This is a genomic window from Enterobacter ludwigii, assembly GCF_001750725.1.
Lineage (GTDB): Bacteria > Pseudomonadota > Gammaproteobacteria > Enterobacterales > Enterobacteriaceae > Enterobacter > Enterobacter ludwigii.
The window spans coordinates 618,183-637,586 of record NZ_CP017279.1 but is presented as its reverse complement, the minus strand read 5'-3'; the positions used below and the strand labels follow the sequence as shown (position 1 = coordinate 637,586).

Sequence of the window (19,404 nt, the reverse complement as noted above, 5' to 3'; positions counted from 1 at the left end):
AACGGCCCGGCAGCGTACGGCTTACATCTCGCGTCCGTTGGTATGGATAACCTGTTTCAACCATGCGTAGCTCTTCTTCGGTACGCGCTTTAAGTCTTTGAGGTCGTGGTTTTCACGGTTCACATAGACCACGCCGTAACGCTTACGCATGTCTCCCTGTGAACTCAGAATGTCGATTAAGCCCCAGCCGAGGTAACCGATCACCTCTGCGCCATCCTCAAACATGGCTTGTTTCATCGCCTCGATATGCGCCCGGTGGTAGTCAATACGGTAGATATCTTCAATCGGATTCACACCGTCCCAGGACTCGATCACCCCAATACCGTTTTCAATCGGGAATACCGGCATACGCCAGTCGTTGTAATAGCGGGTGATGATGGTGCGAAAGCCCAGCGGATCAATCTGCCAGTTCCATTCGGTCGCTTTCAGGTACGGGTTATTTTTATCACCGTGCAGAAGGTAATCGTTGACCGGCGTTCCTTCGGGGATCGCATCGCTGTCGAGGGTTTTACTGGCGTAGTAACTGAAGGCCATATAGTCGTTTTTGGTACGCGCCAGCAGCGCAAGATCCTCAGCGCGGTAGATATCCGCAAAACCTTGCTGTTCCACGACCGCCATCACCGCCGGGCTGTAACCCTGGCCGGCAAAGACGCGCAGCAGGTTCTGGTTGAGGAATTCGTCATACTGCTGGGCGCAGAAGATATCACGCGGTTTACAGGTCGCCGGATAGACCAGCTGGTGCGCCAGCATACCGCCCATCAGCTGGCCCGGACGGGTCTGGTGCAGGTATTCGGTCAGGGTCATATGCGCGACCATGGTGTGGTGCTGCAGTTCATACAGCTCGCGCAGGGTTTTCTCGCCTTTCATATAGCCCGAGATCCGGAAGGCTTCCGGCATGTGGAAGATGTTCTGCTCGTTAAACGTCAGCCAGTACTTCACCCGGTCGCCGTAACAGTCGATCATCTTTTTGCCGTAGCGGATAAACGCGTCCATCACACGGCGATCGTTAAAGCCGTTGTACTCCTGCGCCAGCGCCAGCGGCATATCGAAGTGGTAGAGGCAGATCATCGGCTCAATGCCGCGGGCAATTAAATCGTTAATAAAGCCGTCATAAAAGGCGATGCCTTCGTCGTTGAAGTCACCGTCGCCCTGTGGACATACGCGGCTCCAGGCGATCTGAAAGCGGTAGCAGTTCATGCCCAGATCCTGCATCAGGTCGAAATCTTCCCGATAGCGGTGGTAGGAATCGGTCGCGACTTTCCAGTCAGAAACGTTCTCCCCGGCTTCGCGAATGTCATATACCGACATTCCCTTTCCTCCCTCATTCCAGGCCCCTTCCGTCTGCATACTGGATACGGAATTGCCCCATAAAAAATTGGCTGGCAGAAATTGATTCATGATCGCTCCCTATATGACTAGTCATTTAATATCTCATGACTAGTCATATAGGCGAAGACGAAAAATCAATCAAAGAGGAGGATCGTTTTTTGTGAGCAAGGCGGGAAAAAAACCCGGTCAGCGAAGCGAGACCGGGGGGAAGGACGGTTATTGTTGTGCAAGCTGATGACGGCGATATTCACCCTGCCGCTCCAGCATCCAGCCCGGGTATTCGCGCGGCAGCGCGCTGACGGCATCAAGCTGTTTAAGCTCGTCTTCGCTTAAACGGATCCCGGTGGCGGCAATGTTGTCGTCCAGCTGGTCGACACGTTTGGCACCAATAATGACGCTGGTTACGGCCTTCTGATGCAGCAACCACGCCAGCGCAATTTGCGCCACAGAGACACCCTTGCGCTCGGCCAGGGTGCGCATCACATCCACGCAATCGAAAGCACGCTCTTTATTCACCGGCGGGAAGTCAAATTCCAGGCGGCGACCGCCGGATTCACTCTGCCCGTCACGGCCATATTTTCCGCTAAGCAGACCGCCTGCCAGTGGGCTCCAGACCATCAACCCGACGCCTTCACTCTGCATCATCGGTATCAGTTCACGCTCAAGATCGCGCCCGGCGATGGTGTAATACGCCTGCAGCGAAGCAAAACGCGCCAGTCCAAGGCGTTCGGAAATGCCCAGCGCTTTGGCAATCTGCCACGCCGCCCAGTTAGAGACGCCGATATAACGCACGTGCCCATGCTGCACCAGGTTATCCAGCGCGTAGAGCATCTCTTCGACAGGGGTTGCCGGGTCAAAACCGTGGAGTTGATACAGATCGATATGATCGAGCTGCAGACGGCGCAGGCTCTCTTTGACGCTACTGATGATGTGATAGCGCGAACTGCCGCGGGAGTTCACCCCGGCCGTGCCCGTTTCGCCAAACACTTTGGTGGCAACCACCACGTTTTCGCGCGGAATTTTCAGGTTCTTCAGCGCCTGGCCGGTGATTTCCTCCGAGCGCCCTTCCGAATACACATCCGCGGTATCGATGAAATTAATTCCGGCATCCAGTGCACGGCCCACCAGCTGCTCGGCTTCACTTTGCTGCAGCTGACCAATCTTGCCCCACATGCCGCCTTCTCCGCCGAAGGTCATGGTGCCAAGGCACAGTTCAGACACAAACAGACCGGTATTGCCCAGTTTTTGATAACGCATAAGATAATCCTCGCATGTCGTTCGATGGGTACCCGATAGTTATACCCGCCCCATAGCCATCGCGAATGTGGTGTTCCTGTCCGTTTCTTGCCCAATCCTCTGAATCTTATCCGCGCGGAGCCTCACCAAAGACCTTGTAATCCGGTAATTGCACCTGCTGATACGGCTCCCAGCCGCCGCCCAGCGCTTTGTAGAGCGCCACCAGATCGAGAGCGCTTTGTACCTGCGCCTGCGCGCGTTGCTGCTGCGCCTGCGCCAGCTGCCGCTGGGCATCCAGCACGTCAATAAAGCTGGCGATCCCCTGCCGGTAGCTGTCGCTTGCCAAATCGAACGCGTTTTGCAACGCATCGATGGTTTTAGCAAGGCCGGCTTCACGCTGCTGATCGGTGCGGTAACTCACCAGCGCATTCTCTACGTCCCCGAGCGCGGTGAGCACCGTCTGGCGGTAGTCGAGCACTGCCGCGCCCTGCTGCGCACGCGCCACCTTCACGCTCGAGACCAGTCTTCCGCCCTGGAAAATCGGTATCGAGACCTGCGGGCCGAAGCTGTAGAAGTGGCTGCTCCAGTCCGTCAGCCAGTTGGTTTCGCTGTTTCGCAGACCAAACTGCCCTGAGAGGGTAAAGCTCGGGAACAGCTGCGCCACGGAAACGCCAATTTGCGCCGTGGCGGCGTGGAGGTTGGCTTCCGCCTCGCGCACGTCAGGACGACGACGGGCCAGCGTGGATGGGATACCCGTTTGTACGATATCCGGCAGGGCGGGCATCGGCTGCGCCGACTGCAGCTCCGCATCCAGCGCCCCCGGCGGCTTGCCGAGTAAAATCGCGAGGCCATTCATTGCCTGCCGTGCCTGGGCCTGATACTGAGGAAGCTGCGCTTCGAGGTTCCCCAACTGGGCACGCGCATTTTCAACGTCCATTTGCGGTGACAGCCCGCCCCGCTGGCGGCTTTCGGTGAGTTCCAGGGTTTGTTGCGCGCTCTTAATCTGGGTGTTCAGCGTGGCAATGATGCTCTGCGCCCCCCGCAGCTGCAGCCATGCGCGCGCCACTTCCGCCTCCAGCGACACCAGCGCGTCGTTACGCTGCTCTATCGCCGCTTTCTGCTGCGCTTCGGCAGCCTCTACCTGTCGGCGCACCTTGCCCCACAGGTCGATTTCCCACTGCGCATCGAAGCTTCCCTGGTAAAGATTGATCGGCTGCGTCAGCGGTCCTAGCGCGCCCCTGAGTTCAGGATCCACGTTATCAAGCTGGTCGTACACGCCGTGGGATTTCAGCTCTCCCTCCAGCCCAAGCTGCTGGCGCGTGGCCTGCAGATTACCGTTTACGGAAGGGTAAAACGCCCCACCCGCCTGGTTAATCTGTTCGCGCGCCCCGGCAATACGCAACACCGTCTGCTGCAGGGATAAATTTCCCGCGATCGCGCGCTCTATCAGGCTGTCCAGCTGCGGTGAACCGAAGGTTTTCCACCAGCGTGGGTTGGTTGCCGTCGAGGCCGTTTTTGACTTCACGCCGCTGTCACCCGGATCGTTCCAGTGTGTCGGGGTCTGCGACGCCGGCGGCTGGTAATCTGGCCCCACGGCACAGCCTGCCAGCAGCATGATCATCAGGGGGGTTAAACGTCTGTGTATCATCAATGTGCTCCTGCACTCCCCTCGCTCTTAACCGGCGAGAGCAACAAACAAAACGGAATCAGTAACATGGCTACCACGCTCAGAATGGTGAACACGTCGATATACGCCAGGAAGCGCGACTGCTCGATCATGGTCTGGTACATGCGCCCGGTGGCGGTACCGGTAGGGTCCCCGACCTGAGTGGTGAAGTTCTGGATCGCCTGTGCGCTTTCGCGTATCGCCAGCTGGAACTGTTCATTAAACGGTGACGCGTGATAGGCCAGATGCGCGCTGTGCGCCTGGGAACGTTCGGTAATGGCCGCCGTAGAAAGCGAGATGCCAATTGAGCCCGCCACGTTGCGAAACATGGTGAACAGCGCCGCCGCATCGGCGTTCAGCCGCCTCGGTATCGAAATAAAAGCAATGGTGGTGAGAGGAACAAACAGGAACCCAAGCCCTATCGACTGGGCGCTGCGGAACAACACCAGCGTTTCGAAATCGATATCCGGGGTCAGCGTACGTGACCAGAAGAACGACACCGCCAGGCAGGTAAAACCGAAAGCGATAATCCAGCGCGTCTGCACCACCGGCATCAGCTTCAGCACCAGCGGGATAGTCAATACGATTAACACGGCGCCCGGCGAAAGGACCAGCCCGGACCAGGTGGCGGTGTAGCCCAGATCCTGCTGTGCAAGCTGCGGAATCACCACCGAACTGCCGTACAGAATCATCGCCATGCCCGCCATCAACAGGCTGGAGATGGCGAAGTTGCGATCTTTCATGCAGTGCAGATCTACCACCGGTTTTTTGGCATACATCAGCCAGTAAATCGCTCCAATAATGCCGATGAGCGTCAGCACGGCAAAGGTGCGAATAAAGTTCGAATAAAACCAGTCCTCATCTTCTCCCCGGTCGAGCATCACCTGCAGGCAGCCCAGCCCCAGCGCGATCAGGCCGATCCCCGTCCAGTCGATAGACAGCTTCTCTTTCGATTTGCTTTCCCATGGCGGGTCTTCCAGCAGCTGGTAGATCGCCAGCACCGTTACAATCCCCACCGGAATGTTGATGAAGAAAACCCAGCGCCAGGAGTAGTTATCGGTGATCCAGCCGCCCAGCGTCGGGCCAAGTACCGGCGCAACGATGATGGCGATTGACGACAGGCCAAACGCTTTACCCCGGTCCTCGGGTTTAAAGTAGTCGAGCAGCACCGACTGCTGCGTGGGCTGCAGCCCGCCGCCGAAAAAGCCCTGCATTACGCGAAAAAGAATGATCTGCCACAGCTCGGTGGCGATCCCGCACAGGAACGAACAGACCGTGAACATCACGATGCAGATCAGGAAGAACTGCTTGCGGCCAAAAACCCGACTCAGGAAAGCCGATATCGGCAGCACTATGCCGTTTGCCACCAGGTAGCTGGTCAATACCCAGGTGGATTCGTCGTAGCTGGACGAGAGCGACCCGGCCACATGCGGGAGCGCCACGTTAACGATAGTGGTGTCGAGGATTTCCATAAACACCGCCAGCGTGACCACAATCGCCACCGCCCACGGATTACTGGCAGGTCGCCAGTTGTCGTGGCTGTGATCCGTCATTCCACTGTCACCTTCGGTGCCACCGACAGCCCAAGCGGCAGTGGTTTGTTGGGATCCAGCCCTTTATCAATCACGATCTTCACCGGCACGCGCTGAACGATTTTGACAAAGTTACCGGTAGCGTTTTCCGACGGGAAGGCGGAGAAGCGCGAGCCGCTGCCCTGTTGAATACTGTCGACATGGCCTTCGAGCGCCATATCCGGCCAGGCATCTACGGACACCTCGACCTTATCGCCCGGCTTCATGCGTTCGAGCTGCGACTCTTTAAAGTTCGCCACCACCCACACATTCGGAGAGACCAGTGAAAACAGCGCGGTACCCGCCTGCACCAGGGTGCCGGGCTGGACGTTGCGTTTAGTGACAAAACCGTCAAACGGGGCGCGGACTTCGGTGTAAGAGAGGTTCAGCGTCGCGGTTTCCAGCTGCGCTTTGGCCTGATCGACCTGGCGCTGACGCGCTTCCACATTGGTTTCCTGCTGGCGGATCTGCAGCTGTACCTGCTCTGCCACTTCAAGCTGCGCCTGCGCACTTGCCAGGCCCGCCTGGGCACTGCGCAGCTGGGCATTGGCGGTATCAATACTTTGCTGGGTGGTCGCTCGCGGGTCAACGCCTCGCTGGCGGCGATACTCCGCCTGCGCATTGGCCAGATCGGCCTGCGCTTTAATCACCTGCGCTTTGGCTTCATCACGCTGAGCGGGATACTGGACTTTTGACAGCGCCAGCTGCGCCTGAGCCTGATGCAGCTGGGCGATCGCCAGCCCAAGCTGGGCCTGCGCCTGATCGCGCTGGGCGGTGGTATCACGCGGATCGATAACCACCAGCAGGTCACCCTTTTTCACCCGCTGGTTATCGCGCACGCGCAGCTCGGTGACATAGCCTGCCGTTTTCGGGGCAATCGTCACCACATCACCGTCGGTAAAGGCGTCGTCAGTGGTCTCTTCGTTACGGGTTAAAAACCACCAGACCAGCGCCACGATAACCATCACCACCACGACAATGCCAAGGATGATTAACGGTTTTTTGCCCGGGCGCTTACGCTGTTTAGTGTTGTTTTCCTGCTCGTCAGCAGGCAGGTTTTGATCTTCAGCCATAGGTCAGCAACAGTCCTGTCAGTGAGCGGCATCACACTATGCCGTTCACTAAAGCTAGGACGTTGCTATACGTTTGCCAGGAAAAACTGACAAATTGCGCACTATATGAGAAGGAAAATTCCGAAACCGATCGCCGCGGCCCAAATCAGCATCGGGATCGACCAGACATGGAAACGCCACCAGATACGACGATCGTTAGCCATACGCAGGGCAATCAGGTTAGCAAGCGAACCGGGCAGCAGCCCAAACCCGCCGATATTCACCGCCCACGCCAGCAGCGTGTCAGGGGGAACGTAGTTGAGGAGTAAAATGGTGGAAGGCACGTTGCTGATGAACTGTGACAGACCAATCGCCGTGAGCCACAATCCCGGCTGCGACAGGCCGCTGACGCTGTGCAGAACGTGTTGCAGTACCGGAAGCTGGATAAGCAGATGCACATCAATAAACATCACCATAAAGACCAGCAATAACGTCCAGTCCACGCTGACCAGCACGCGCCGCGCCAGGAATAAAAAACCGGCGGCGACGAGCAGTACGCCCGCCAGTTCATACTTCAGTTCCAGCGCGAACAGGAAAACGATGTACAGCGCCAGACAACTCCACACCAGACGCGGCTGCCACTGCGGGCCCGTGGTACCGCTGTGGTACTGCAGTTTTTTAACCGGGAACGCGAACCAGCAGACCGCCAGCAGCGACACCATCATCACCAGCGCCAGCGGAGCCATCTGCCAGGTAAAAGCGGCAAACGACAGCCCGGAGCGTCCCCACAGGAGAATATTTTGTGGGTTGCCGATAGGGGTCAGAAGCGAACCGGCGTTAACGGCCAGTGCCTCGAAAATGATCAGCCGGCTAACCGGGATCTCGCAGAGCTTACGCAACGTGAGCGTGAGTGGCACGATGATAAACAGCGCCACGTCGTTGGTCAGAAACGTCGACAGCACCGCAGCAGAGAACACCATAAACAGCGCCAGACGGCGTTCAGTGGCAAAGCGGCGCACCATTTTACGTCCCAGGACGTCAAAATAGCCGCTCAACTCTACCCCTTTGGTGAGCATCATCAGGCCACTGAGGGTAATGATGGTGCGCCAGTCAATCACCGCAGGCCAGGTGTGTGGCGCAAACGGCACAAAGATGCTCAGTACTGCGCCAATGATGAATAAGAGATGGAAGAAACGATCGCGTGCCAGGGCCTGCAGTCCGGGGATGTTCATTCAGCGGAGGGACCATATTTAAGGGTAAATTCGCGAAACTTAACCAGCGTCTCTTCGCTGACGTGGTGTTCCATTCCTTCCGCGTCCCGGCGGGCAATTTCCGGGCTTACGCCCAGCACCAGTAAGAAGTTTTCGACGAGCTGGTGGCGCTCGCGACTCTCCTGGGCGAGTTTCTCCCCTTCCGGCGTCAGAAAGACGCCGCGCCAGGGGATCATTTCAATCAGGCCCACGGAGGCCAGACGTTTTAACATTTTTGCCACTGTCGGTTGGGAAACGCCCAGCCGTGCAGCCATATCCACCTGGCGCGCCTCCCCGACCTCGCGAATCAAATCGGAAATCAGTTCAACATAGTCATCAATCAACTCACGACGGTGCGCTTCACGTACCTGGCGAAAACCTTCGACATGTTCTTCAACATTCACCAGTTGCGTCGTTTTTCTGATTGTTGGCTTACCTGCGCGACGGTTCATTGTACTTCCTCAGTGGGGTGACGCTTCCAGCGCCCTGTATCGAGAGCGCACATTGTAAACCATCCCTCTACAAGCACAAAAAATTAACGAAATAGCCATAGCTATACAATATAGCCTGTGCTATATCTGTATGTAATGCAGTCACCCTTCACGGATCGAAGGGATCAAAAATCAGGAGGTCTCATGAACGAATTCAAGAGGTGTATGAACGTGTTTACCCACTCCCCCTTTAAAGTACGCCTGATGCTGTTGAACATGCTGTGCGATATGTTTAACAACAAACCCCCGCATCAGGACGACAAACCTTCCCACTAAGCGGCGTTGCGGTACGCCGCTTCATTTTTCCGTCACAAACCCTCTGTACACTGGCTTTTAGCCGCCCTATTCCCGATCTTTTTTACGGATTTGCAATCCCCTTCGCAAAACATCTGCTTAGCAACTGTTGCTATTATTTAGCGCTCGCACTATCTTCTTGCAGCCCTGCACAATTTGCGGCTCGCTGAAGCGGACCCTCATTCCCTCTCCACGCACTGTCAGGCAGGTTATGACCCTTGACGCCAGGGTGAGCACATGGCGTTTTTATCCATGATAGTGACCTATGAATTTAACCCTGATAGACACCGTTGTTACCCGTAGCCGGGCCTTAAGCCCGTGGACGGGATTTTACTTTTTGCAGTCATTACTGATTAACTTTGCGCTGGGCTATCCCTTTAGCCTGCTCTATGCCGTGGCCTTTACCTGCATATTGCATGTGCTGTGGCGAACGGCTCCGCGCGCGCAAAAAACGTTAGTCGGAATCTGTTCTCTGGTCGCTGCACTCTATTTCCCGTTTGGTCAGGCTTACGGCTCGCCGAACTTTAATACCCTGCTGGCGCTGCACTCGACCAATATGGAAGAGTCAACAGAGATCCTGACGATCTTCCCCTGGTACAGCTATGTGGTCGGCCTCTTTATCTTTGCCCTTGGCGTGATAGCCGTTCGCCGTAAAGCGGAAGAGAAAAAAACGTGGGGAAAAATTGAGCACCTGTGCCTGGCGTTTAGCGTGGTGGCATTCTTTGTCGCACCAGTACAAAACCTGGCCTGGGGTGGGGTGTTCAAGCTGAAGGATACCGGCTATCCGGTGTTCCGTTTTGTGAAAGACGTCGTCGTTAACAATAAAGAGGTGCTCGACGAACAGGCACGTATGGCTGAGCTTTCAAATATGAAAGACACCTGGAACGTGCTGGCCGTGAAGCCCAAATATCACACCTATGTGGTGGTGATTGGTGAAAGTGCACGTCGCGACGCCATGGGAGCCTTTGGCGGACACTGGGACAACACGCCGTTCGCCAGTTCGGTCAAAGGCACCCTGTTTACCGATTATGTTGCGGCCAGCGGCTCAACGCAGAAATCTCTCGGCCTGACGCTGAACCGGGTGGTCGACGACAAACCCCAGTTTCAGGATAACTTTGTTACCCTGGCGAACCGCGCAGGTTTCCAGACCTGGTGGTTCTCCAATCAGGGACAAATTGGCGAATACGATACGGCCATTGCCAGTATTGCCAGACGCGCCGACGAAGTGCAGTTCCTGAAGAACGGTGATTTTGAAGCGGACAAGAACACGAAAGATGAAGCGTTGCTGAAAATGACGGCGCAGGTCTTTGCCTCTCCGCGTACCCAGCCGCAGCTGATTGTTCTGCACCTGATGGGGTCTCACCCGCAGGCCTGCGATCGGACCGGCGGTAAATACGCAGAGTTTGTGCAGTCCAAGGAAACCTCATGCTATCTCTACACCATGACGCAAACCGACGACCTGCTCAGCAAACTGTACGATCAGTTACGCAATACGGGTGACAGTTTCTCGATGGTCTACTTCTCGGATCACGGGCTGGCGTTTAAAGAGCGCGGTAAAGAGGTGCAGTATCTGGCGCACGACGATAAGTTCCAGCAGAACTTCCAGGTACCGTTTATGGTTGTGTCGAGTGATGATAAAACGCATCGCATTATTAAAGCGCGGCGTTCGGCCAATGATTTCCTGACCTTCTTCTCGCAGTGGACGGGGATTTCGGCACAGCAGATAAAAAATGCGTACCCGTTTGTCTCTAACAAGAAGGCTCCCCCAGTTTACATTACCAACTTCAAGTTACAGAAAGTTGACTATAACCATCTGGGAACCGATATCTTCGATATTAAGAGTAAATAATCCGGGCAATCTGCTACCCTCTCCTGCAAGGCGAGGGGTTAACGTAAAAAAAAATCCGCCACATTGGGCGGATTTTTTACTGGCTCACCGAAGTGATTAGAAGCGGTAACCTACGCCCGCGATCCAGGTGCCAACGTCAACGTTGCGGATACGGCTCTGCTCATAAGAGAAGTCCAGAGCGACGTCCTGGATTGGGTTGAACTGCAGACCCGCGCCATAGGAGAAGCCGTAGTCGCTGTTGCTTGCAGTGCGGTTCAGACCCTGGTTTTCGGTCTGCTGGAATTTACCGTAGCCAACACCTACAACACCGTAGATGCTTGCCCAGTCGTTCAGACGGTAAGCTGGACCAGCGGTGATGCCGTAGTACTGGCCTTTGTTGTATGCGCCGTTTTCAGAACGATCTTTCTCGGTGTAGGTGAAAGAACCGATCACGCCCAGTGGGTTGTTATCCTGCTCGTAACGATACTTCAGGTTGAAACCGTTAGCTTTGTTCATCACGCCCTGCATATCGCTCTGAGCGTAACCACCAGTTACAGTAGAAGTAGCAGCTACAGCGGTACCTGCGGAAACAGCCAGTACAGCGGCCAGTGCTGAAAGACATGCAATTTTTTTCATAACCACCTCAAATGTGCTTCAAGTAAGTCCGTAAGTTTTAAATATATCAAAAAAATTTGCGAAACTCTTTGTGATTCGTGATGTCTAACTGAACCTTTCCTGTAACAGAACGTTTCCAGCGTTAGCTATCTCATTCAAATCACATACAATTTTCGCTATAAAACGCTCATACTGCGCGTCTGCGCCGTTACATTCATCCAGATTATTCCTAATCTGACAGGCGATAAATCCACCAGCGCTTAACCATTTTACGGAATTTACACGTTTTTTTTTCAACGGTCTCTCAACCGTTGCAGCTTATTTCCTTTACACTGCAACCTTTACTTCATTTGACATAAGTTGACAGGAGAAAGGATGCCTGGGTTATCCCGCTCGTCGTCGGTCTGGTTGCCGGTTTTCGTCATACTCATCGCCATGTTGTCCATTCAAAGCGGTGCCTCGCTGGCCAAATCTCTCTTTCCGCTGGTCGGTGCGCCTGGGGTCACGGCCCTGCGTATTGCCCTCGGAACCGCGATCCTGGTGGTGATTTTCAAACCCTGGCGTTTACGCTTTAAAAAAGAACAACGCTTACCGCTACTTTTTTACGGGCTGTCCCTGGGAGCGATGAACTACATGTTCTATCTCTCCATCCAGACAATTCCGTTGGGGATTGCCGTTGCACTGGAGTTTACTGGCCCGCTGGCGGTAGCGCTTTTCTCGTCCCGTCGTCCCGTTGACTTTATCTGGGTAATTTTAGCCGTTCTTGGCCTGTGGTTCCTGCTGCCGCTGGGTCAGAGCGTCTCAGAGATCGATCTCACAGGCGCGGCGCTGGCTCTGGGGGCGGGTGCCTGCTGGGCTATCTATATATTGACCGGACAGCGCGCCGGGGAAGAGCATGGCCCGGCGACGGTTGCAATCGGTTCATTAATTGCCGCTATCATCTTTGTGCCGGTGGGTATGGCTCAGGCCACCGAGTCCATCTGGCAATGGTCAGTCATGCCCATCGGGCTGGCGGTCGCCATTCTTTCCACAGCACTCCCCTACTCTTTAGAGATGATAGCCCTGACGCGCCTGCCGACGCGCATTTTCGGCACGCTGATGAGCATGGAGCCCGCGCTCGCCGCCCTGTCAGGGATGGTCTTCCTCGGGGAAACCCTGACCTTCACCCAGACGCTGGCCCTGTGTTCGATTATCGCCGCCTCAATGGGCTCAACGCTAACGATGCGCCCGGAACCTAAAGTTGAGAAAATTGACCTCAATTAGCGCCCTATATTCTGCGTGGCTTTATAGCCATGCAGAATAAAGGCCAGTTTCCCGTTTAAAATATTTTTTTACATACTTTGCACTCTTCGTGAAATATTTCCCCCGCTGTTGATAACGTTTTCCTGAATTAGGATTGATCTGCATCAATTTTAAATAATCCCTTTAATTTCATACCATTGTAAACACAACGTCCTTCTCACTATTAAACTGATAGGCAGAGCCTCCCCGCAGGGAAAAAATCCGGTGCTATACTTAATCCCGCAATTACCTGGGACACAAACATCAAGAGGATATGAGATTATGAGTACCGCTAAACTGGTGAAAACGAAAGCGTCTAATCTGCTTTATACCCGTAACGATGTATCGGATAGCGACAAAAAAGCGACCATTGAGTTGCTGAATCGCCAGGTGATCCAGTTCATCGATCTTTCGCTGATCACCAAACAGGCCCACTGGAATATGCGCGGTGCAAACTTTATTGCCGTTCATGAAATGCTGGATGGCTTCCGCACAGCACTGGTTACCCACCTCGATACCATGGCCGAACGTGCCGTACAGTTAGGCGGTGTGGCACTGGGTACCACGCAGGTGATTAACAGCAAGACGCCACTGAAAAGTTATCCGCTCGATATCCATACCGTTCAGGATCACCTGAAAGAACTGGCAGACCGCTACGCGATAGTGGCTAATGATGTGCGTAAAGCTATCGGTGAAGCGAAAGACGAAGATACAGCCGATATCTTCACCGCCGCTTCCCGCGACCTGGACCAGTTCCTGTGGTTCATTGAGTCCAACATCGAATAATTCATAAGAATTTCCTATACAACCCTCGCCCTCCGGTGAGGGTTTTGCACATCTATGGTGCACGTTTTTGGCCTGAGACGCTGCAAAAGTGAAAAAATTGTAATAATCACCTCACACAACCGTTAACGGAAGATTGTTTTTTCGTCAGAATTTACGCTAAATAACGCTTCGTCTGTTGAGCCAAATGACGCGCACCAAAACGGTGCTCCACTTTGGTGCAATAAAAGTTCATTGCCCCGTTTTCTGTGCAATGCATGACATCATCCCCTTTGTAAAACAACAGCTTGTAAAGTTGGCACGATTTTTTCATTGTGCCACTCGTTCTCGCAGGGGATCGCCCCGTGGATATAAAAGGAAATGCTATGAAGTCTGTATTAAAAGTTTCACTGGCTGCACTTACCCTGGCTTTTGCGGTCTCTTCCCAGGCTGCCGACAAATTGGTTGTGGCGACCGACACGGCGTTCGTTCCGTTTGAATTCAAACAGGGTGATAAGTACGTTGGCTTTGATGTTGATTTGTGGGCTGCTATCGCAAAAGAACTCAAACTGGATTACACCCTGAAGCCAATGGACTTCAGCGGCATCATCCCGGCACTGCAAACGAAAAACGTTGATCTGGCCCTGGCCGGTATCACCATTACTGAAGAACGTAAAAAAGCGATCGACTTCTCTGACGGCTACTACAAAAGCGGCCTGCTGGTGATGGTGAAAGCCGATAATAACGATGTAAAAAGCGTGAAAGACCTCGACGGTAAAGTCGTCGCGGTGAAAGGCGGTACCGGTTCTGTTGATTACGCGAAAGCAAACATCAAAACCAAAGATCTGCGTCAGTTCCCGAACATCGATAACGCCTACATGGAGCTGGGTACCAACCGTGCTGACGCGGTGCTGCACGATACCCCTAACATCCTGTACTTCATCAAAACGGCGGGCAACGGCAAGTTCAAAGCTGTCGGTGATTCTCTGGAAGCCCAGCAGTACGGTATTGCGTTCCCGAAAGGCAGCGACGACCTGCGTACGAAAGTTAACGGCGCGCTGAAAACCCTGAAAGAGAACGGCACCTACAACGAAATCTATAAAAAATGGTTCGGTACCGAGCCTAAATAATAATTCTTAAAAATGACGTTCACTCGGGGGCGACCTTTCGCCCCTGCTATTTTAGAAACACGGTAACAGTAACAGGAAACTATCATGCAGTTTGACTGGAGCGCCATCTGGCCTGCCATTCCTATCTTGCTTGAAGGCGCTAAAATGACCCTGTGGATTTCGGTCCTCGGTCTGGTTGGTGGGTTGATTATCGGTCTTGTCGCCGGTTTCGCCCGCACCTACGGCGGCTGGATTGCAAACCACATCGCACTGGTTTTCATCGAAGTGATCCGCGGCACCCCAATTGTCGTTCAGGTCATGTTCATCTACTTCGCCCTGCCAATGGCTTTCACCGACCTGCGCATTGACCCGTTCAGCGCCGCTGTCGTGACCATTATGATCAACTCAGGTGCCTATATCGCGGAAATTACCCGTGGTGCGGTCCTGTCGATTCATAAAGGTTTCAGTGAAGCGGGTCTGGCGTTAGGCCTTTCTCGTCGCGAAACGATCCGCCACGTCATTCTGCCGTTGGCCCTGCGCCGCATGCTGCCACCGCTGGGGAACCAGTGGATCATCAGTATTAAGGATACGTCGCTGTTCATCGTTATCGGCGTTGCTGAGCTGACCCGTCAGGGCCAGGAGATCATTGCGGGCAACTTCCGTGCGCTGGAAATCTGGAGTGCGGTAGCCGTTGTCTACCTGATCATCACTCTGGTTCTGAGTTTCGTTCTGCGTCGTCTTGAAAGAAGGATGAAAATCCTGTGATTGAATTTAAAAACGTTTCCAAGCACTTTGGCCCAACCCAGGTGCTGCACAATATCGATCTGAACATCAAACAGGGTGAAGTGGTGGTCATTATCGGGCCATCCGGTTCCGGTAAATCGACCCTGCTGCGCTGCATCAACAAGCTGGAAGAGATCACCAGCGGCGATCTGATTGTCGATGGCCTGAAGGTGAATGACCCGAAAGTCGACGACCGTCTGATTCGTCAGGAAGCCGGCATGGTGTTCCAGCAGTTCTACCTGTTCCCGCACCTGACGGCGCTGGAAAACGTAATGTTTGGTCCACTGCGCGTACGTGGCGCCAGCAAAGCGGCGGCGGAAACGCTGGCTAAAGATCTGCTGGCTAAAGTCGGCCTCGCGGAACGTGCTCATCACTACCCATCTGAGTTGTCCGGTGGACAGCAGCAGCGTGTGGCTATCGCCCGCGCACTGGCGGTAAAACCGAAGATGATGCTGTTTGATGAGCCAACCTCGGCGCTTGACCCGGAACTGCGTCACGAAGTGCTGAAAGTCATGCAGGATCTGGCTGAAGAAGGGATGACAATGGTCATCGTGACCCACGAAATCGGCTTTGCTGAGAAAGTGGCTTCCCGCCTGATCTTTATTGATAAGGGCCGTATCGCTGAAGACGGTAACCCACAAGCGCTGATCGCCAATCCACCGAGCCAGCGCCTGCAGGAGTTCCTGCAGCACGTCTCCTGATAGCGCTTCAGCTACGCCATTCTGAGCCGGGCATGCCCGGCTTTTTTACGCCAGATTGTTCCCAAAAATCCTCCCGCGCGCCTCGCCCTCTATACTTATCTTTTTGTTCATTATTTTCACCGGAGGATGCCGTGCCGTGGATCTTGCTGTTGCTTAGCCTGTTTTGTGCGCCATCGTTCGCCGTTTCCATCCCCGGCGTCACCACCGGCACGACCGCCACACAGCAAACGACACCGCCCCCAGAGCCGGATGTTGAACAGAAAAAAGCCGCCTACAGTGCCCTTGCCGATGTGCTTGAAAACGATACTTCCCGGCAGGAGTTAATCGGACAGTTGCGAAAAGTCGCCGCCACGCCGCCACAGGAGCCGGTGCCGACAATTACCCCTCCGCAAGTGGAAGAACAAAAAACGGTGCTGGAAAATGTCACCGACGTGAGCCGTCACTATGGAAGCGAGCTCTCCTCGCGCTTTGCCCAGCTCTATCGCAACCTGATTGGTTCGCCCCATAAACCGTTTAATCCCCATACGTTTACGACAGCCGCCACGCAGTTTTTGATGCTGGCGGGCGCTGTATTTCTGTTTTACTGGCTGGTACGCCTGTGCGCATGGCCGCTCTACCGTAAAATGGGGCAATGGGGGCGCAAGAAGAACCAGCAGAAAAGCAGCTGGTTACACCTGCCGCTGATGATAGCGTCGGCGTTTATCATAGATTTACTGCTGCTGGCGCTGACGCTGTTTATGGGCCAGGTCCTGGCCGACAGGCTTAACGCCGGCAATAAAACCATCGCTTTCCAGCAGGCGCTCTTCCTTAACGCCTTTGCGCTGATCGAGTTCTTTAAGGCGCTGCTGCGTTTGATATTTTGCCCGCACGTACCGGATCTTCGTCCCTTCTCGATTCGGGATGAGAGCGCCAGATACTGGGCGCTGCGCCTCAGCGTGCTCAGTGGATTGATTGGTTACGGTCTGCTGGTTGCCGTGCCGATCATCTCCAACCAGGTCAACGTGCAGTTTGGCGCCCTGGCGAATGTGCTGATTATGATCTGCATTACCGTCTGGGCGTTGTACCTTATCTTCCATAACAAAAAGACCATTACCCAAAGCTTGCTGCATCTGGCCGATCGTTCCCTGTCGTTTTTCAGTCTCTTTATCCGCGCCTTCGCGCTGGTGTGGCACTGGCTGGCGAGCGCCTACTTTATCGTGTTGTGCTTCTTCTCGCTGTTCGACCCGGGCAACAGCCTGAAATTTATGATGGGGGCGACGTTCAAGAGCCTGGCCATCATTGGCATTGCGGCATTTGTCTCTGGCCTGCTGTCGCGCTGGCTATCGAAAACCTTCACCCTCTCGCCACAGGTGCAGCGCAGTTATCCGGAACTGCAAAAAAGGGTCAACGGCTGGATCTCGGTATCACTGAAAGTGGCGCGTATTCTCACCGTCTGCGTGGCGATTATGCTGTTGCTTAACGCATGGGGATTGTTTGACTTCTGGAACTGGCTGCACAACGGCGCGGGCGAAAAGACCGTCGATATTTTAATTCGCATCGCGCTGATCCTCTTCTTCTCTGCGGTTGGCTGGACGTTGCTGGCGAGCCTTATCGAGAACCGTCTGGTGTCCGACATTCACGGCCGCCCCCTGCCCAGCGCCCGTTCCCGCACCCTGCTGACGCTGTTTCGCAATGCGCTGGCGGTTATTATCAGCACCATTACCATCATGATTGTGCTCTCGGAAATCGGCGTGAACATCGCGCCACTGCTGGCAGGTGCCGGCGCGCTGGGGCTGGCTATCTCCTTTGGTTCGCAAACCCTGGTGAAGGATATAATCACCGGCGTCTTTATCCAGTTTGAGAACGGGATGAACACCGGGGATCTGGTCACGATTGGGCCGTTAACCGGCACGGTAGAGCGCATGTCCATTCGTTCCGTCGGCGTGCGCCAGGACACCGGGGCGTACCACATAATTCCTTGGTCATCGATAACCACTTTCGCTAACTTTGTCCGAGGCATTGGCTCGGTAGTGGCCAACTACGACGTTGACCGTCATGAAGATGCAGATAAAGCGAAACAGGCGCTACGGGACGCCGTGGAAGAGATGATGGCGATGGAGGATATTCGTGGGCTGGTGATTGGAGAGCCGTCGTTTGCCGGTATTGTCGGCCTGACGAACACGGCATTTACCCTGCGCGTGTCGTTCACCACGCAGCCACTGAAGCAGTGGACGGTGCGCTTTGCGCTCGACAGTATGGTGAAAAAACACTTTGACCTGGCCGCGGTGCGGATGCCGGTGCAGACCTACCAGGTATTACCCTCACCGGCGTCCCCCACACCGCCACAGGAGCCCACCTTATAGCGTGGGGACCGGGTAACGGCGTCGCCTTACCCGGCCTGCCTGTGGGTTATTTACTGCGATTGTTAGCGTCCATAAATGACCAGGCGATAAAGCGGCTCTGCTTCTGGCCTTGCGCCATCTCTTTTTTCACCACGTTAACGGCGCCCACGTCGGTCAGTGCACGGTACAGGGGGGGCAGGTTATCCCCACGGGATACCAGCGTCGTGAACCATTTAACCTGACGGCCAAATACTTTACTTTCCTCAATCATTCGCAGGATGAATGCCACTTCTCCCCCCTCGCACCACAGTTCCTGTTGCTGCCCCCCAAAGTTCAGCGCGGCATCTTCCGCCTGACCGAGATTGCGGCGTTTGCGCTCGCTGCCCGCACGGGCGGTGGCCGCGGAGTCATGGAACGGTGGGTTACACAGGGTGGCATCGTAGCTTTCGTTCTTGTGGATAATCCCGTTGAAGATCGATGCGGCATCTTTCTGCCGACGCAAGCGGACAGACCGGCTTAACCCAGGGTTGGCGTTGATAATCGCCTGTGCGCTGGAAAACGCCTCATTACCGATTTCACTGCCGGTAAAGCGCCAGTGATATTCATGAACGCCAATCAACGGATAAATCAGGTTCGCCCCGGTACCGATATCAAGCACGGATGCTTGCTCAGGGATGACACCGTTGCGATCGTCAGCGAGAAGATCGGCAAGATGGTGGAGATAATCGGCCCGCCCCGGCACGGGTGGGCAGAGAAAGCCTTCCGGAATATCCCAGTGCGCCACACCGTAATAGTGTGCCAGCAGGGCTTTATTGAGCATTTTAACCGCCTGCGGATCGGCAAAGTTGACCGAAGGTTCACCGGCAGGTGTCTGCACAATGTAGTCCTGCAGCGAAGGACAGCTCTGACACAACGCATTCATGTCATAGCGGTTACGATGGCGATTTCGTGGGTGCAATCCCGGCTTTTGGGAAGTCATGGCTTTCTCCTTTAAACAGCGGCGTAAGATACCCTTTGCAGGCTCAACGGTAAATATTTCTCTGCGACGCTCAAAAACCCGTCATAAATCAAACACCTTTATGTCTATGATCTGTCAGTAAAACGTCAATTTTTAT

At 54.7% G+C, this 19,404-nt stretch carries 17 protein-coding genes; 8 read left to right on the top strand and 9 right to left on the bottom strand.

Features of this window, described 5'->3' with window-relative positions; all coding sequences use genetic code 11:
* Positions 1-21 precede the first annotated feature (21 nt).
* The 7 genes from BH714_RS02985 to mntR all read right to left on the bottom strand — a co-directional run bounded on the left by BH714_RS02985 (position 22) and on the right by mntR (position 8,556).
* Positions 22-1,398: a glycoside hydrolase family 1 protein gene (locus tag BH714_RS02985; RefSeq protein ID WP_040016989.1), complete on the bottom strand. Its 1,377-nt coding sequence runs from the start codon at positions 1,396-1,398 to the stop codon at positions 22-24.
* Between the two features lie 147 nt (positions 1,399-1,545).
* Entirely contained in the window at positions 1,546-2,586 is a 1,041-nt protein-coding gene (locus tag BH714_RS02980; RefSeq protein ID WP_014169266.1) for an aldo/keto reductase, read from the bottom strand.
* 106 nt (positions 2,587-2,692) lie between these two features.
* On the bottom strand, positions 2,693-4,213 hold the full coding sequence (locus tag BH714_RS02975; RefSeq protein WP_025204620.1) for an efflux transporter outer membrane subunit: 1,521 nt from the start codon (positions 4,211-4,213) through the stop codon (positions 2,693-2,695).
* Positions 4,213-5,784, bottom strand: coding sequence for a DHA2 family efflux MFS transporter permease subunit (locus tag BH714_RS02970; RefSeq protein WP_040016988.1), 1,572 nt, complete (start codon positions 5,782-5,784; stop codon positions 4,213-4,215). The genes BH714_RS02975 and BH714_RS02970 overlap by 1 nt, the downstream gene beginning before the upstream one ends.
* Positions 5,781-6,875, bottom strand: coding sequence for an HlyD family secretion protein (locus BH714_RS02965; RefSeq protein ID WP_020884906.1), 1,095 nt, complete (start codon positions 6,873-6,875; stop codon positions 5,781-5,783). Before BH714_RS02965 ends, BH714_RS02970 begins: the two co-directional genes overlap by 4 nt.
* Before the next feature lie 101 nt (positions 6,876-6,976).
* The gene (locus BH714_RS02960; RefSeq protein ID WP_040016987.1) at positions 6,977-8,086 is read right to left on the bottom strand and encodes an anion transporter; all 1,110 of its coding nucleotides are present in this window, start codon (positions 8,084-8,086) and stop codon (positions 6,977-6,979) included.
* Positions 8,083-8,556, bottom strand: coding sequence for a manganese-binding transcriptional regulator MntR (gene mntR, locus BH714_RS02955; RefSeq protein WP_014169260.1), 474 nt, complete (start codon positions 8,554-8,556; stop codon positions 8,083-8,085). The genes BH714_RS02960 and mntR overlap by 4 nt, the downstream gene beginning before the upstream one ends.
* A 183-nt stretch (positions 8,557-8,739) precedes the next feature.
* On the opposite strand from mntR, the gene mntS reads away from it, so the two are divergent.
* Complete coding sequence (mntS, locus tag BH714_RS02950; protein WP_020884908.1) at positions 8,740-8,871, top strand: manganase accumulation protein MntS; 132 nt, start codon at positions 8,740-8,742, stop codon at positions 8,869-8,871.
* Between the two features lie 283 nt (positions 8,872-9,154).
* Positions 9,155-10,738, top strand: a complete 1,584-nt coding sequence (locus tag BH714_RS02945; protein WP_025204621.1) for a phosphoethanolamine transferase — start codon at positions 9,155-9,157, stop codon at positions 10,736-10,738.
* 96 nt (positions 10,739-10,834) lie between these two features.
* Here the strand turns inward: BH714_RS02945 and ompX are convergent, their stop codons facing one another.
* Positions 10,835-11,353 (bottom strand): outer membrane protein OmpX, encoded by a 519-nt coding sequence (gene ompX / locus BH714_RS02940; protein WP_020884910.1) that lies wholly within the window; start codon positions 11,351-11,353, stop codon positions 10,835-10,837.
* Positions 11,354-11,707: 354 nt separating this feature from the next.
* Here ompX and rhtA point away from each other — a divergent pair, with 354 nt between their 5' ends.
* The 6 genes from rhtA (at position 11,708) to ybiO (ending at position 18,310) form a co-directional block, all read left to right on the top strand.
* The gene (gene rhtA / locus BH714_RS02935) at positions 11,708-12,595 is read left to right on the top strand and encodes a threonine/homoserine exporter RhtA (RefSeq protein WP_040016985.1); all 888 of its coding nucleotides are present in this window, start codon (positions 11,708-11,710) and stop codon (positions 12,593-12,595) included.
* A 300-nt stretch (positions 12,596-12,895) separates the two neighbouring features.
* Entirely contained in the window at positions 12,896-13,399 is a 504-nt protein-coding gene (gene dps, locus BH714_RS02930) for a DNA starvation/stationary phase protection protein Dps (protein WP_010428924.1), read from the top strand.
* Positions 13,400-13,761: 362 nt separating this feature from the next.
* Positions 13,762-14,505, top strand: a complete 744-nt coding sequence (glnH, locus tag BH714_RS02925) for a glutamine ABC transporter substrate-binding protein GlnH (RefSeq protein ID WP_014883108.1) — start codon at positions 13,762-13,764, stop codon at positions 14,503-14,505.
* A gap of 84 nt (positions 14,506-14,589) precedes the next feature.
* On the top strand, positions 14,590-15,249 hold the full coding sequence (glnP, locus tag BH714_RS02920; RefSeq protein WP_014169254.1) for a glutamine ABC transporter permease GlnP: 660 nt from the start codon (positions 14,590-14,592) through the stop codon (positions 15,247-15,249).
* Positions 15,246-15,968: a glutamine ABC transporter ATP-binding protein GlnQ gene (glnQ, locus tag BH714_RS02915; RefSeq protein WP_014169252.1), complete on the top strand. Its 723-nt coding sequence runs from the start codon at positions 15,246-15,248 to the stop codon at positions 15,966-15,968. The genes glnP and glnQ overlap by 4 nt, the downstream gene beginning before the upstream one ends.
* A 131-nt stretch (positions 15,969-16,099) precedes the next feature.
* Positions 16,100-18,310, top strand: a complete 2,211-nt coding sequence (gene ybiO / locus BH714_RS02910) for a mechanosensitive channel protein (protein ID WP_040016983.1) — start codon at positions 16,100-16,102, stop codon at positions 18,308-18,310.
* 46 nt (positions 18,311-18,356) lie between these two features.
* Here the strand turns inward: ybiO and rlmF are convergent, their stop codons facing one another.
* Entirely contained in the window at positions 18,357-19,268 is a 912-nt protein-coding gene (gene rlmF, locus BH714_RS02905; RefSeq protein WP_040016982.1) for a 23S rRNA (adenine(1618)-N(6))-methyltransferase RlmF, read from the bottom strand.
* Positions 19,269-19,404: the final 136 nt, after the last annotated feature.